This window comes from Aquimarina spongiae (genome assembly GCF_900141785.1).
Classification (GTDB): domain Bacteria; phylum Bacteroidota; class Bacteroidia; order Flavobacteriales; family Flavobacteriaceae; genus Aquimarina; species Aquimarina spongiae.
In genome coordinates this window covers 174,451-188,419 of record NZ_FQYP01000002.1, presented here as the reverse complement: position 1 = coordinate 188,419, position 13,969 = coordinate 174,451, and the positions used below count along the sequence as shown (strand labels likewise).

The following is a 13,969-nucleotide window of genomic DNA, read 5'->3' as shown; positions in this document are numbered from 1 at the left end:
ATGCGTTTGTCATAAATTCCGGTGAGTAAGATTATGGCTAATTCTAAATTCTTTTCTTTTCGTCTTCTAGACCTGTTTTTCGTTTTCTGGAAGCTTTAATTTCTTTTCTTCCAAAGTTGTAGGTCAGGTTAAATTGTACTTGTCTGCTATCACTTCCTCCGCTACCATCTATTCTTAAGTCGCCAAATTGTGTATCACCTTTCCATGGCGTGGTAAATAAAATGTCATTAAAAGCCAGACGGGCGGTAAGTTTGTTATCGAGAAATTTCTTTTGTAACGCAAGATTTAATGATCCCAGACTTTGTGTTTGATACGTTCCTCCCCATATCGAAGGAGAACTATACCAGCCAGAGATTTCCATCTTGAATTCTTTAGGTAGAGAAAAGGTGTTCTGTCCATAAAAGCTGAGTGTGTTTTGGGATACAGAAAGAAAATCTTCATCGGTAGCTTCAAAAATACTTCTATAGGCATTTATGCTGTAATATACGCTCCACCAGTTTGTGATTTTTGTGGGATATGAAATACTAAGGTTGATGATTTTTTGATTAGCTACATTACGAGTAATTATAAAATTTTGATCATCACCAAGAGCCTCAGTTACCTGGGCAAAGTAATCTTTAATAAAACTATAACTGATGGCAGTGGTCAATCGATAGTTGTACGTATGCGAAAGTTTAATATTATCGGTATACTGAGGTTGAAGAAAAGGATTTCCTTGTCTAAATGATAATTCATCAATTTTATACTCAAAAGGATTTAAGTTTTGATAATTAGGTCGTTGGATCCTTCTACTATACAATAGGGCCAAAGAGTTTTTTCTATTTACTTGATGGGTGATTCCTCCACTAGGGAAAAAGTCTGTGTAATTACGTTTTACACGATCGTCTGCATTTTGTTGAGCACTAAATAGCTGTCCATCAGAATCAGTATGTTCTACTCTAAGTCCAAATTGAAGTGATGTTTTTTTGAATTTTCGATTGTAGTTCACGTAAGCCGCACTGATCCTTTCATCATAGGTGAAATCATTGGTTCTGTCTAAGTTAAGCAAATCATTACCATTTATACGATCAAAAAAATCGAATTCGTTTTCTGTATTGATATTGGAATATTTAACACCTAACCCAAGTTTTCCTTTCCAAAGATTTTGTTCGTAATCGGCTTTTGCTGTTAAAAGCGTAATTTCTATCGGAGTAACCATAAAATTGATGGTTTCACTAATCAATTCAGTTTCATCTCCATTAAAATAACGGTTAGGCTGCAAATTTGTACGATCACTATTGTATCCACCATAGTCTAAGTCTACGTTCAGACTATGCCCCAAAGTATCTTTAAACTTGTAATTGATATTGGCATATAGATTTTGGGTTTGGGTATCTGTATCACTACCAGCGACCAAAACTTGATCTGGGGTTGTGGTTCCTTGTAGAATGATAGGAGTTCTCGAATCGCTATCAGAAATATTATTCGAGAAGTTACCAGAAACAATGATCCCAAAAGTAGATTTGCTATTGGCATAATAATCATAGCCAAGTTTTATGTTGTTGCTATTGTTATCGTTAATAGTTTCTGTTCTGGCGTCAAAAATCGTATTGTTTTGCGTTCGGAAAAGGTTAATAAAGTTGAAACTCTTTCCAAACCGATTGCTGTAACTCCCATAAAAATTAGATTTTTTACTTCTGTTATTAAATGAGAGAGAACTCGTATATCTTGCAAAATCTCCATAGGTGAAACCGCTACCCACGGATCCATTCGTACCTAAGGTTTTGTCTCTTTTCAACTTGATATTAATGATGCCTGCATTACCTTCTGCATCGTATTTTGATGAAGGTTGTGTGATAATTTCGATGGCTTCAATATCGCTGGATTGTATGGTTTTTAGGTAATTCACCAAATCTTGCCCTCTTAACACAGATGGTTTGTCATCGATGTAAATTAATACTCCGGTTTTACCTTCTACGACGAGATTGTCGTTATTATCAATAATTACCCCCGGAGCTTTACGCAACAATTCGTAACCTGAAATTCCAGTGGCTCCCAAAGTATTTTGGACATTAAATACTGTTTTGTCTGGAAGTACTTCGACAATAGGTTTTTCTGCGGTAATAGTAACTTCCTCTAGATTTTCGGCTTCAGGAAAAAGCTGAATAACACCTAAGTTTTTATCTACGTCCTCAATAGTGAAGGGTGCAGTTCTAAATTCTGCATACCCCAAATTCGAAACGATTATGATATAAGATCCATTGTTGATGTTTGGAATATTGAATATCCCTTCGGTACTTGTAATTACTCCTCTAATAAATTGATTGTTTGAAGAATTGATTAATGAAATGGTAGCGGATTCGATAGGGGAGGATTGTTCATTTGCGATAATACCTGTAATGTTATATTGTGCAATTGCATAATGGTTTATAATTATCCCTAATACTACTAATAACCTAACTGTTTTCGTTTTCATGATTGTTAAATTTGATGAGGCAAATATGAATTTTAAGAGGATATCAAACACGTGAAAACCGATAAGTGGTCCTATATGGGGTTGAACGGAAAATTCCAGTTCGGCAGGCTATAGGACCATTCATCGAAAAATAAATAATAGAAAAGTTTTTAAGCTTAGCTTTGTGAGTATTGAATATCGTTATGGAAAAATCATTTTTACAGAAAAAGTTTTTGGGAGTTCGAATTGGCGAATTGATGGCGTTTATAGGATTCTATTGTTTTTTTGCGTCAGCATATCATATCGCCTTATGGATGAATCGTGGCAGATTCGATAATGAAGGGAATGTATTGTTTGATCCTATAATTTTTATGGATGACAGCGGATTAGGGTATCTGTTAAAACTTATTATCACAATTCCCATTTGGTGGCTTTTGTTTAGAGAATTAAAGGCTTGGTCAATGAAAAAGAAATTATTGTTACATGTCCTATTATTACCATTTTTTGTTTTGGTTTGGCAACAGCTATATAGTATTTTTAGTGGTCTATTTGGTTTTTTCTATTTAACGGGGCCGGCAAAAATCTGGGATATATATTTACCTGCTTTGTTTTATATTTTGCAGTTTGGAATTTTTCATTCGTATCAATATCATGTAGATAATAAAAATAAAATAAAACTTGAGGCAGAGTTAAGAGCATCTGCATTAAAAAGTGAATTGGCAGCTTTAAAGGCACAATTAAATCCGCACTTTTTGTACAATGTTTTTAATACAATAAGCGCTTCAGTTCCTCCTGGAAACGAAAAGACACGACATCTAATAGCAGAATTATCAGACTTGTTTCGATATCAACTACAAGCTTCTCAATCAGAACGAGTTCCACTTCAAGACGAACTCGATTTTGTCAAAAAATATCTTGCACTTGAAAAAGAAAGATTTGAAGAACGTTTACAAATTGAAATTGATGTTGCAAAAAACGTAATGGATGAAATGATTCCTCCCATGTTATTGCAGCCTTTGGTTGAAAACTCTGTAAAACATGGATTAGCACCTCTCATCGAAGGAGGTACAGTATCAGTAAAAATATTCAGAAAAGAAGAAAAACTATATTTTGAGATTTCAGATACAGGTGTTGGAATCAAGGATAAGGAAAAGGTATTCGATAAAGGTATTGGGTTAACGAATACCAAAATGAGATTAGAAAAAATTTACAATACCACATTACATATTTCAGAAAATGAGCCTAAGGGGCTTAAAATAAATTTCGCCATTTAATATGAAAAAAGTAATTATTGTTGATGACGAAGCAGCAGGAAGAAAGTTGATCAAGGAGTATTTGATAGATTTTCCGGAGCTGGTATTGTTAGGAGAAGCGAACAATGGGGTGGATGCCGTAAAAATGATTAATGAGTTTGTTCCGGATTTGGTATTTATGGATGTACAGATGCCTGGTATGACGGGGTTCGATGTATTAACACATATTGAAGAAATCCCAGAGATTATCTTTTCTACCGCATATGATAAGTATGCTTTGCAAGCTTTTGAAGTGCATGCGATTGATTATTTGTTAAAACCATATACAAAAGAACGCTTTAAAACTGCTATAGAAAAAATATCTAGTAATAGTAAAGAAAATAAAATTAGGCCATTGGCAGAGAGTTTGTTGATGGATAAACCTAAATATCCGGAACGCATCTTGGTACAGTCTCAAAACAAACTAATTACTGTAGCTGTAGATGAGATTATTCGTGTTGAGGCGTATGGGGATTATTCTAAACTAATCACGAATAATGGCACTTATTTAAGTAATTTCGGAATTTCTGTTTTGGAAGAAAAGCTAGATCCATCTGTATTCATTAGAGTTCATCGTTCCTCTATAATTAATATTCATAATGTGAAAGAGTTAATTAAATATACCAAAAGCTACGATGTGGTCATGCAAAATGATGATGTGGTAAGAGTGAGCAGAGGATATATGGATAACATCAAAAAATTGATGTTTTGATACTTCGTTATCGATTACCTCTACTTTTTTGATTGGCTTCACATAAGTTGATAATTTCAATGATTCGTTTATTTCGAGTTTCTTCTCGTTTGGCTTGATTCAACCAGTACAAATAGCTTTTTTGATATCCTCTGGCAAACTGTTGATAATTTTCATAGGCTTGAGGATTTAATGTAAAGGCTTTTTGCAGATCTTCAGGTATAATTCCGTTCTCGACATCGTCTAGAACGGTCCAAGATCCATTTTCTTTAGCGATTTGGATACTGGTCAAACCGCTTTTGTGCATGAGTTTGTTTTTAATAAGATCTTTGATATGGATCTTATTTACTTTACTCCAAACGCTTTTTGGTTTTCTAGGGCAGAAATATTGCCGTCTACGTTGGTCATCAATCCTCTTAACAGTAGAATCAATCCATCCATAGCAAAGAGCTACACGCACTGCTTCTTCCCAGCGCATACTGGGTATTTTGGTTTCCACCTTATAAAAGATGAGATAAACACCTCCATATTCCTTATGGTTATTGTGTAACCAGTTTCGCCATTCCTGATCATTTTTGAAATATAATTCGGGTTTGTCTTGCATTTTTTTTGGTGTATTTCAATAAGAATTTTAAGATACGCTTTTTATTTTTAGTAGTATTTTGGATATGTAGCTTATGCTATACTAATGTGGTCTTTTAATTGGGTGATTTCTTTTAAGATTCTAATTTCTTTTATGATGTTTTTCCTAACAAAAAATACAGGGACAATCGCTCCAATAACATAGGATACATAAATAAGGATCATTGCTATTGTAGAAAAATATAATGTAAATTCTAAAGTAATAAAGAAAAAACCTATAGTGTATAAGGCGATAATGCCTATTGTAATTGGGCCATGGATTTGCTTTCTGAAGGCATAAAAAGACAGAGTATCCGTTGTGTTTTTCAAAACAGTATCATCAAATTGTATTTGCTTTAGTTTTTCAACACTAAAAAACTCGATACCTATTCTAAGTAGTAAACCTCCGACCATAAGCGCAACTCCGATTTGACTTAAGATTTTTTGTACTGGTGCGACAAAGTAGAAAAAGGAAGAAATTAGAACTACTACAAGGGAGAGAACAACGATGTTCCCGTAATGAAATCGTTTGCTCCAGTTTCTTTTGGCTTTTATAGATGCTAGCATTTTGCTCATTGCATCAGAATCGTGTTCAACTTGCTTTTTATTTTTTTTCCACTGATTTTGTAGTGCTTCAAAATTATCACTCATGATCCAATATTTTTTTTAATCTTTTTTTAATTCTGTGAATTTTTACTCTAACATTTGTTGGAGTAATTCCTAGTACTTCGGCAATAGTATCATAATCTTGTTCTTCGAGTACCATCATGATAAGAAGCCGATCTAGTTCTTCTAGTTGTCCAATTGCACGGTAGAGGTTTTGATTTTGTTGATGATCAATTTCTTTGGATTCATCTATCAATACCTGTTCTACTTTTTCTATCGGAAGTTTCGTTTTATTCTTTTCTTTTCTAAGATATTGTAAGCAGGTATTCACGGTAATTCTATACACCCAGGTTTTAGGAGTGGATTTTCCTTTGAATTTATCCAGAGCATTCCAAATATTAATAAATACTTCTTGAGATAGATCATTAGCCAAATCACTATTACCCTTTACAAAACCCAGGCACATTTGCAATACCATAGGGTAGCACTGCTGATATACCGTCTCAAAGAGTTGTTGGTTCTTTTTACTCATTAGTTAGAAAAGCGTTTACCTGATTATAAAACCATTCGGGTTGGTCAAACATAATAAAGTGTTTACTGTTTGAAACCATTGTAATGGTCTTGTCGGATAAATTTGAATATTGTTTTTCATAATTATCTTTGGCCATTTCTAAGGAAGGAAAAGAAGCTCCGAGAATTAAAGTTTTAGCGTTTACCTTATCCAATACTTCTCTTAAATCCAATTTTAATAAATCTGTATATCCATAAACATAAGTTTTGCGGTCGGCCTCCAAAATCCAATCGACAATGGTTTGTACTTTATCTTCAGTATTTGTCATATTTTGAGCCATCATCATAGCTGTTTGCTTAAATTGCGCTTCTTCCATAGCCAGTACTTGTTGATTGTAAGGACTGTCGTATTGTAAACTACTGGCGGGTATACCAGGCATCATGACTTCTCGCATACAAGCAAGAGCATCCACAATGATCAATTTGGTCACAGTATCTGGTAGTTCTGCCGCCAAATCTGTGGCGAGATTGCCCCCCATACTGTGTCCTATTATCGTTACATTTGTCAATTTTTTGTTTTTGATATAGGTGACCAATTCTTTCTTGATGGTGTTATACCAGGGCATTTCTATTGGAGCTATACCGTTAAAACCAGCATAGGATACTAGGTGTGCTTCATTATCTAAAGTTAAGTGTGTTACTGTTTCTTTCCAAATAGATCCTGGTGTGATAAAACCTGGAAGGAATATTATCGGATCCCCCTCTCCAAGAACTTCAATTTTGATTGATGATGATTGACTGTATCCCAAACTTGTAACAATAATTAGAAGAAAAACGATTTTTAAAGTTTTCATGTTTTTGTATTTTGTTTTTCCCTTTGATGCAATACCAAAAGAATTGTTACACTTGATTGAAAAAAAACACGAAAAAATTGGATGCAGCTAAAATCTCATGATCTGATTAGTGAATAAAACCAGCGCAAGTATTCGTTTTTCACGGTTTATAAGGATTCACACCTTTTTCAAAAAATAAACGGAGTCAACTCCTTTTTTAACTCTGCAAAATTCAAATCATTTAGATTACTTTGTACAATACTAAAAATATGATTTTTGTACTCAAACAGTTGAGAGCCTATGTTTCCTTTCATATTATGGAATTCACCATCGGACCAAATACTTTTACCCAATAGAATTCGATCTGGGTTTGTGCAGTACAAAGAGGACAAATTATGCTCTTGCATTATAAATAACCAATACAAACAATATTCAGTCCAGGATGCTTCATAAGGATGTTTCAGATTTCTACATAAACTACCCATCCAATCTGAGTCATTAAAATGTTTACGAAGATGATAAACCATTTTGATTACTAATTCTTTAGAAAGTACTGCAGGTGTAACACCAGGACAATACCCTTTTGGATCAAATTTGATGTCATAATGTAATAGAGCTGCAGTACTTTGCCACCAACGGATATGATAGCTATACAACTCTTTTTGAATTATGGGTTTACCCTCCTGAAAAAAATCTTTATAAGAAATAGGGTTACATAAAATAACATCAGCATCCAAAGTCAAAAAATAGTCTGAAGTAACGACTCCGGCAATAGCCAATTTAATCAATTGTTGTTTGTACCATCCACCAATATGATGTTGTTTTCCTATGACTTCCTTGTCGCCGAAAACTCTATATCTAAAATTCGAAAGTCCGAGATCTTCTGGATCAAAATAGATGAATTCATATTCTGGAATGATAATAATTAATTCAATATGATCTTTATCAATTAAATTTTTTTTCAAAGAAGGTATGAGAAATTCTTTTACTCTGAAGTAGTCATCATATTTTCTTCCTCCCTTAAGTCTGGTAGGTAAAACAAAGGTGAATTCAACAGGTTTACTCATAAAGAGAGACTAAAGATTTATTTGTGTTCTTTAAAAGTAATAAGAATACTATTCCTTTTAAGGTTTCTACTATCTATATTTAATTAAAACTTAGTAGAATGATAATTTAAAAAAAGGGATTTAATTTTCTGTCTTCATATCGGGCTGATTTTTTACTTCAAAATGGAAGATGTCATTTCTCGAATAATGACCAATTACATCAAAATCCAGTTTACTTTGTGTGATTTCATTCAGATCCAATTCAGCAATTAACGCTCCAGATTCACCAAAAAGAGGTCCCGCCATAACTTTTCCTAATGGAGAAACAATGATACTACCTCCTGGACACATTTCTTCAGGTTCGTTATTTACCATAGTTTGATAGGTGTCTGGATACATAGATTTGGTGTAGTATTGATTGCAACCCAAAACAAAACATCTCCCCTCTAGGGCAATATGTTTCATGGTTGAGGTCCATTCTTCTCTAGAATCTGCAGTGGGAGCAATATAAATTTCTACTCCTTGTTGGTACATAGACATACGCGCTAGTGGCATGTAATTTTCCCAACAGATCAATCCTCCTAATTTCCCGATTTTAGTATCGAATGCCACTAAAGATTCTCCAGCAGCTTCAGCCCAGATTAGGCGTTCTGTACCGGTAGGTTTAATTTTTCTATGTACCCCTAACAATCCTTTTGTTGGAGAAATGTAAAGCATAGAGCAGTACAAACTTCCGTTTACAGCTTGTTTTTCGGTTACGCCAATTACCAGGTATGCATTTTCTGACTTAGCTATTTTTTCCAGGCGTTTAAGATCCTCGCTTTCCAGATCAATACTATTATCATAATATGTAGCATATAGTTCCCTGCCTTCTGGAGTTCTGCTACCTATCGTTGCTCCAAAAGAAAACCCTCTGGGATACCCAGGTATAAAAGATTCTGGGAAAACAATCAAGTTACAACCCTCTTTGGCATATTGGGAAACCAAAGAAGCCACCTTATTAATGGTCTTTTCTTTATCAAAAAATTCTGGATGATCCTGAATCAAACATACTTTTACAGACATACCTTAGGGTTTTAAAAAGAGTTAATTACTTGTACTCCCATATTTTGAAAAGTGTTCATTTGGGGTAGAGCGGTTATTGCATCTTCCAGAGAAATGGTTTTCTGGATTAATTTTTGGGGTTTCAACGTACCAGCACTTATCATTTGTAACATCTCTGGATATTTGTAAGCTTGCATCCCATGACTTCCAATTACTTCTAGCTCATTAGCTAGCACCATGTCCATTGGGATTTTGGGATGTGCATGATCTCCTGTCATTAGACCTACCTGAATATGTTTTCCTCTTTTTCTGAGATTAGCCACAGAATTAAAACAAGTAGCTGCACTTCCTAACGCATCGAGGGAAACATGAACACCCCCATTGGTCAAGGATCGTATCTCATCCACAATATGTTTTTGATCCTTTGCATTAATTGTTGCAAATGCACCCAATTCTTTGGCAAATTGTAAAGTTTGATCATTGATATCTATAGCAATAACTTGCGCTCCTATCGCTTTTGCGATCATTATTGCCGACAAACCAACACCACCGCATCCATGAATTGCTATAAATTGTCCTGCACTTACTTTGCCTTGCTCCACAACAGCTCTAAAAGATGTGATGAATCGACATCCCAAAGTAGCAGCAGTTTCATCATCGATCGAATCGGGTAGCCGAACCAAATTAGTATCTGCATAATCTATAGCAACATACTCTGCAAATGAACCCCAGTGTGTAAATCCGGGTTGGGATTGGTGATCGCACACTTGATGATTGCCCGATATACATTCACCACAGTGACCGCAACCCGCTACAAAGGGAACGGTAACTCTATCCCCAATTTTAAAGTTTTTGACGAATTTCCCGGTAGCCTCAATAACTCCAGCCAATTCATGCCCCGGGACATGTGGTAATCGGATATCTGGATCATGTCCCATCCAACCATGCCAATCACTACGGCATAACCCAGTTGCAGTGACTTTAATAACAACACTGTGCGGATTAGGCGTTGGATCTTGTACATTTTGTTCGGTGAGAGGACCTTTAAATTCTTCAAATACAATTGCTTTCATAGAACTTTTTAATATGCAGGTGGACCTTTGGTTTTAGGATTGGTTTTGAGATATTTTGTCAAGAAAAGGTTTCATCTCTAATAATTTGATATCATCACGCTTTCTTAACTCTCTTAAAAACCAACCTTTATGACCTGCTCCATATATAATAAGCATTCTTTTATTTTGATAGCGATGTTTTTCTAATGCTTTTTCAATTTTCCAATAATGAGCAATATTGATATTATCCCATCCTCCCAAGCCTAATTCTACATTAAACAAATCATTATATACCTGCAAAGCGATATCCTGTATACTATCATAAGTGTGGGTATGAATAAAGTAAGGATCATTTACTTTTCCCGTTGCTTGATAAACGGAATCAGATATACGGTTTGCTTTGCGATATGCATTCCAGTCTTCAATTCGAGTAGAGTCTTTGCTTATTGCCCGTAATTTTTGACTGCGTTCTTGCGCCATAGGTAATGTCCACCCGGCAGTAGGGATGATTTCAAAATTCATTTCTTTGGTTAGCGGAAAAACCACATCCACATATTCAGGAAACCGACGTACTCGGGATTCTGAAATACTATCATTTTCTTTGAATTCTTTTACCGCTTGATCAAACCGATCTGGTGGTATTTCTGCTAGGATATAATCTGGTTGTATTGCTCTTATTAGTTGAGTTAAATACGCTGTATGATATACTGAATCTGTAAGATGTCCACCATGAATGGCTCCTAGTACCAATACTTCATTTTTCTTATTTTCTTTGTCGTTCGTATCGTTCTTTGCGGTTTCATTGCTGCATCCCAAAATAAAAAGGGTAAAAATTAGTAAGAAAGAGAATACGAATTTAGTGTCCATAGCAGTGTCAGATTAAAAGATCGATAATTTTTGAAATCGGTTGTAGTTCTTCACTTTTTGTCGTTACAGATTCAAGAACACTACTTCCTACAACCGTAAAATTCTCGGTAAGTGCCTCTATGCAGGTTTCAGCATCAGCAATGCTTACCCCATTGGGAACATTATAATAGGTTTTATCATAATCGTTAGGCTCCAGACAGTCGAAATCGAAGTGTAGGTACAAATGGGTGATACCTTTAGCCTTCAAGGTCTCCGTAAGGTGATCAATATCTATTTTGGTCGGGGCATAAATTTCTCCTTCTTGTATTCTGTCTTTTTCGGTCTTATCTATATCTCGTAAACCCACATAGTGGATTTGTGATGCCGTAATGGTGGAAAATAGTAAAGGACTCATTTCGGGTTCTCCTTCACCTAACAATGTACGTAAAGGCATGCCATGAAAATTACAACTTGGGGAATCACAAGGCTTGTTAATATCAGCATGTGCATCAAACCATATTACACCCAAATTGGGATATTTCTGATTGAGATAAGATACAGGCACAATTTCTAATCCACAATCTCCGCCAATAGTTTTGAGAGTATCAGGTTGCACGGTAGCTATTTCTTTTTTTAAACGAGTTAGTTGTTCGGTAATGGCGTCGTAGTTATTAATATGATGCTTTTGTATTCCTTGTGTTCCAGCTGCGATGTTGGATAAGGGGATATTTACGAATTCGGGGTCATCAAGATATTTTAGAATCGCTTCTGCTCCAGGTTCAATATTTTTTCCTGTACCAGATCCTTGCCATTGTGGAAAATAAATTTTCATTTACTCGAGTAATTGTTTAGTTCTTTAATTCCTTTAGTGTTCTTTTGAGCATACTTTTTACGATACGCTTATGGAATGGTTTTACTGGAAGAAAATATAACTTTCCTAACCAGTTATTGAATACAACAACTGTAGATATGATCAAATCCCTGGTTGTGTTTTCTTGTGTCAATAAAAGAGAGACTCTAAAATTAAGATGGCTGTCGTCCTCTCCAAAAATAATTTCATCTTCACTTTTGTCGTATACTCTAAAAATTCCAACAGCATCCCCTTTCTGTAGTCTGAAATCTTTACTAAGAATGTCTTCTTTTGAAATTGCTTCTCCTGTTTTGAGTCCAAATACAGCCACAATTTTATTTCGTAAAAATAGTAATGCGCCCACCCATTTCGGAGAGGATACAAAAAAAGCTTTTACTAATTGATGCTGATCAATAGTAGACGAAGTATGGATGCTACCAGAGAAGCTATCGGTATAATCATGCCTGGTATTCGCTAGCAAAGAGTTCTTTGGTAAATCAACTTCTGAAACAATCATTATATTGGTGTTGGATGTATATAGAAATTGGGGTCAATTTGCAAATTGCTTCCTGTCAACTTTTTACTTTGCCATTTGGCATTCGGTTGTATCCAATGCGCTTTATCATCAACAAAAACACGTACTGGCATATCAAATTTTTCAACCACATTGGTGTAGCGATATTTAAGAACTCCATCTTTATAAGAATACTCCAAATTTGGTATTTTGATCGTTCTCAAATATTGATCAAAAAACTGAGTAAGATCAATATTAGCCGCTTTACTTAAGTAGTCTTCTATTTGTTTTGTGGTAACGGTTTGATGATAAAAATCTTTATTTAATCCTCTAAGAATAGTACGCCATTTTTCATCATCCTCAATAAGTTGTCTTAATGTATGCAACATATTAGCTCCTTTGTAGTACATATCGCTGGAGCCTTCATGGTTTACATCGTAAGTACCAATAATGGGGCTATCGTTCTGGATATTCCCTCTTGTCCCAATCACATATTCGGCAGAGGCTTTTTTGCCATAATAATAATCCAGAAACAAATTTTCAGAATATGCGGTAAATCCTTCATGCACCCACATGTCTGCGGCGTCTTTGTAAGTAATATTGTTGGCAAACCATTCATGGCCAGCTTCATGGATAATGATAAAGTCAAATTTTAATCCCCAACCAGAACCAGAAAGATCTCGACCCAGATATCCATTTTTATACTTGTTACCATAAGTGACCGAACTTTGATGTTCCATACCCAAATAGGGAACTTCTACCAGTTTAAAACTATCTTCATAAAATGGGTAGGGGCCAAACCAATGTTCAAAAGCTTTCATCATTTTGGGAGCGTCTTTGAATTGTTCTTTGGCTTTATCCAGGTTATATCGTAGTACATAATAATCCATATCCAAATACCCTTTTTCACCTTTGTACTGTTCTCCAAAATGAATATAATCTCCAATATTAATATTCACTCCATAATTATTGATAGGATTACTGACAAACCAATGAAAGGTTCTGGTACCATTATTATGCTCATCGATCTTTCGAAGTCTACCATTCGATACATTCATTAAACCTTTAGGAACATTCACGCTGATCAAAAGACTGTCTACTTCATCATACATATGATCTTTATTGGGCCACCAAACGCTAGCACCAAGTCCTTGGCAAGAAGATGCGACAAAGTGTTTTCCATTTTTATCTTTTTTCCAAGAAATACCGCCATCCCAAGGAGCATTTACAGCTTTTCGAGGTTTTCCACTGTAGTATACCTCTACGGTATTGACGTCATTTTCCTTTTGTTCATCAGTAAGTGTCACAAAATGGGCATTTCCTTCAGAATTTACTTTTAGCTCTTGATCGCCTTGCATTACCTTTTCAATCTTCAAAGGAGGCTGCAAGTCAATTTGCATGGTATTATGAGCATCCAATACCCTATACTGTATCGTATTTTTTCCTGAAATCGTTTTTTGATCAGGCTTTACAGTAATATCTAGATGGTAGTAGATAAGATCCCACCATGCTCTCTCGGGTGTTATAGAACCCCTTAAGGTATCTTGTCTTGTAAATGTATGTTCTTGAGCCTCAATAGTGGTGAACCCCAGAACTAATAGTAAGGGTAAAAAAAATCTAATCATGTATT

General features: G+C 35.2%; 14 protein-coding genes. 2 read left to right on the top strand and 12 right to left on the bottom strand.

What is annotated here, in order from left to right; all coding sequences use genetic code 11:
• Window positions 1-43 precede the first annotated feature (43 nt).
• Entirely contained in the window at window positions 44-2,455 is a 2,412-nt protein-coding gene (locus BUE24_RS05510) for a TonB-dependent receptor domain-containing protein (RefSeq protein ID WP_073314785.1), read from the bottom strand.
• 182 nt (window positions 2,456-2,637) lie between these two features.
• Here BUE24_RS05510 and BUE24_RS05505 point away from each other — a divergent pair, with 182 nt between their 5' ends.
• On the top strand, window positions 2,638-3,708 hold the full coding sequence (locus BUE24_RS05505; protein WP_073315348.1) for a sensor histidine kinase: 1,071 nt from the start codon (window positions 2,638-2,640) through the stop codon (window positions 3,706-3,708).
• Window position 3,709: 1 nt separating this feature from the next.
• A complete protein-coding gene (locus BUE24_RS05500) occupies window positions 3,710-4,438 on the top strand; it encodes a LytR/AlgR family response regulator transcription factor (RefSeq protein ID WP_073314783.1) in 729 nt (242 codons plus the stop codon).
• Between the two features lie 7 nt (window positions 4,439-4,445).
• On the opposite strand, the gene BUE24_RS05495 is transcribed toward BUE24_RS05500, so the two are convergent.
• The 11 genes from BUE24_RS05495 to BUE24_RS05445 form a co-directional block, all read right to left on the bottom strand.
• Window positions 4,446-5,021 carry a YdeI/OmpD-associated family protein gene (locus BUE24_RS05495; RefSeq protein ID WP_073314781.1) on the bottom strand — a complete coding sequence of 192 codons (576 nt, stop codon included), beginning with the start codon at window positions 5,019-5,021 and terminating at the stop codon, window positions 4,446-4,448.
• Between the two features lie 71 nt (window positions 5,022-5,092).
• The gene (locus BUE24_RS05490) at window positions 5,093-5,689 is read right to left on the bottom strand and encodes a hypothetical protein (RefSeq protein WP_073314779.1); all 597 of its coding nucleotides are present in this window, start codon (window positions 5,687-5,689) and stop codon (window positions 5,093-5,095) included.
• A complete protein-coding gene (locus BUE24_RS05485) occupies window positions 5,682-6,176 on the bottom strand; it encodes an RNA polymerase sigma factor (RefSeq protein WP_073314777.1) in 495 nt (164 codons plus the stop codon). The genes BUE24_RS05490 and BUE24_RS05485 overlap by 8 nt, the downstream gene beginning before the upstream one ends.
• On the bottom strand, window positions 6,169-7,008 hold the full coding sequence (locus BUE24_RS05480) for an alpha/beta fold hydrolase (protein ID WP_073314775.1): 840 nt from the start codon (window positions 7,006-7,008) through the stop codon (window positions 6,169-6,171). Before BUE24_RS05480 ends, BUE24_RS05485 begins: the two co-directional genes overlap by 8 nt.
• A 167-nt stretch (window positions 7,009-7,175) precedes the next feature.
• A complete protein-coding gene (locus BUE24_RS05475) occupies window positions 7,176-8,054 on the bottom strand; it encodes a DUF6492 family protein (RefSeq protein ID WP_073314773.1) in 879 nt (292 codons plus the stop codon).
• Window positions 8,055-8,174: 120 nt separating this feature from the next.
• A complete protein-coding gene (locus BUE24_RS05470; protein WP_073314772.1) occupies window positions 8,175-9,098 on the bottom strand; it encodes a carbon-nitrogen hydrolase family protein in 924 nt (307 codons plus the stop codon).
• Window positions 9,099-9,109: 11 nt separating this feature from the next.
• Window positions 9,110-10,150, bottom strand: coding sequence for a zinc-dependent alcohol dehydrogenase family protein (locus tag BUE24_RS05465; RefSeq protein ID WP_073314770.1), 1,041 nt, complete (start codon window positions 10,148-10,150; stop codon window positions 9,110-9,112).
• A 33-nt stretch (window positions 10,151-10,183) separates the two neighbouring features.
• A complete protein-coding gene (locus BUE24_RS05460) occupies window positions 10,184-10,996 on the bottom strand; it encodes a hypothetical protein (protein ID WP_073314768.1) in 813 nt (270 codons plus the stop codon).
• A gap of 7 nt (window positions 10,997-11,003) precedes the next feature.
• On the bottom strand, window positions 11,004-11,807 hold the full coding sequence (locus BUE24_RS05455; RefSeq protein ID WP_073314766.1) for an arginase family protein: 804 nt from the start codon (window positions 11,805-11,807) through the stop codon (window positions 11,004-11,006).
• A 16-nt stretch (window positions 11,808-11,823) separates the two neighbouring features.
• Window positions 11,824-12,342, bottom strand: coding sequence for a DUF2867 domain-containing protein (locus BUE24_RS05450; protein WP_073314763.1), 519 nt, complete (start codon window positions 12,340-12,342; stop codon window positions 11,824-11,826).
• Window positions 12,342-13,964, bottom strand: coding sequence for a M1 family metallopeptidase (locus BUE24_RS05445; protein ID WP_073314761.1), 1,623 nt, complete (start codon window positions 13,962-13,964; stop codon window positions 12,342-12,344). Before BUE24_RS05445 ends, BUE24_RS05450 begins: the two co-directional genes overlap by 1 nt.
• Window positions 13,965-13,969 lie beyond the last annotated feature (5 nt).

Bases quoted from the DNA above. Each gene is read 5' to 3' on its own strand.
- BUE24_RS05510 (WP_073314785.1), bottom strand. From the start codon at position 2,455: ATGAAAACGAAAACAGTTAGGTTATTAGTAGTATTAGGGATAATTATA.
- BUE24_RS05505 (WP_073315348.1), top strand. From the start codon at position 2,638: ATGGAAAAATCATTTTTACAGAAAAAGTTTTTGGGAGTTCGAATTGGC.
- BUE24_RS05500 (WP_073314783.1), top strand. From the start codon at position 3,710: ATGAAAAAAGTAATTATTGTTGATGACGAAGCAGCAGGAAGAAAGTTG.
- BUE24_RS05495 (WP_073314781.1), bottom strand. From the start codon at position 5,021: ATGCAAGACAAACCCGAATTATATTTCAAAAATGATCAGGAATGGCGA.
- BUE24_RS05490 (WP_073314779.1), bottom strand. From the start codon at position 5,689: ATGAGTGATAATTTTGAAGCACTACAAAATCAGTGGAAAAAAAATAAA.
- BUE24_RS05485 (WP_073314777.1), bottom strand. From the start codon at position 6,176: ATGAGTAAAAAGAACCAACAACTCTTTGAGACGGTATATCAGCAGTGC.
- BUE24_RS05480 (WP_073314775.1), bottom strand. From the start codon at position 7,008: ATGAAAACTTTAAAAATCGTTTTTCTTCTAATTATTGTTACAAGTTTG.
- BUE24_RS05475 (WP_073314773.1), bottom strand. From the start codon at position 8,054: ATGAGTAAACCTGTTGAATTCACCTTTGTTTTACCTACCAGACTTAAG.
- BUE24_RS05470 (WP_073314772.1), bottom strand. From the start codon at position 9,098: ATGTCTGTAAAAGTATGTTTGATTCAGGATCATCCAGAATTTTTTGAT.
- BUE24_RS05465 (WP_073314770.1), bottom strand. From the start codon at position 10,150: ATGAAAGCAATTGTATTTGAAGAATTTAAAGGTCCTCTCACCGAACAA.
- BUE24_RS05460 (WP_073314768.1), bottom strand. From the start codon at position 10,996: ATGGACACTAAATTCGTATTCTCTTTCTTACTAATTTTTACCCTTTTT.
- BUE24_RS05455 (WP_073314766.1), bottom strand. From the start codon at position 11,807: ATGAAAATTTATTTTCCACAATGGCAAGGATCTGGTACAGGAAAAAAT.
- BUE24_RS05450 (WP_073314763.1), bottom strand. From the start codon at position 12,342: ATGATTGTTTCAGAAGTTGATTTACCAAAGAACTCTTTGCTAGCGAAT.
- BUE24_RS05445 (WP_073314761.1), bottom strand. From the start codon at position 13,964: ATGATTAGATTTTTTTTACCCTTACTATTAGTTCTGGGGTTCACCACT.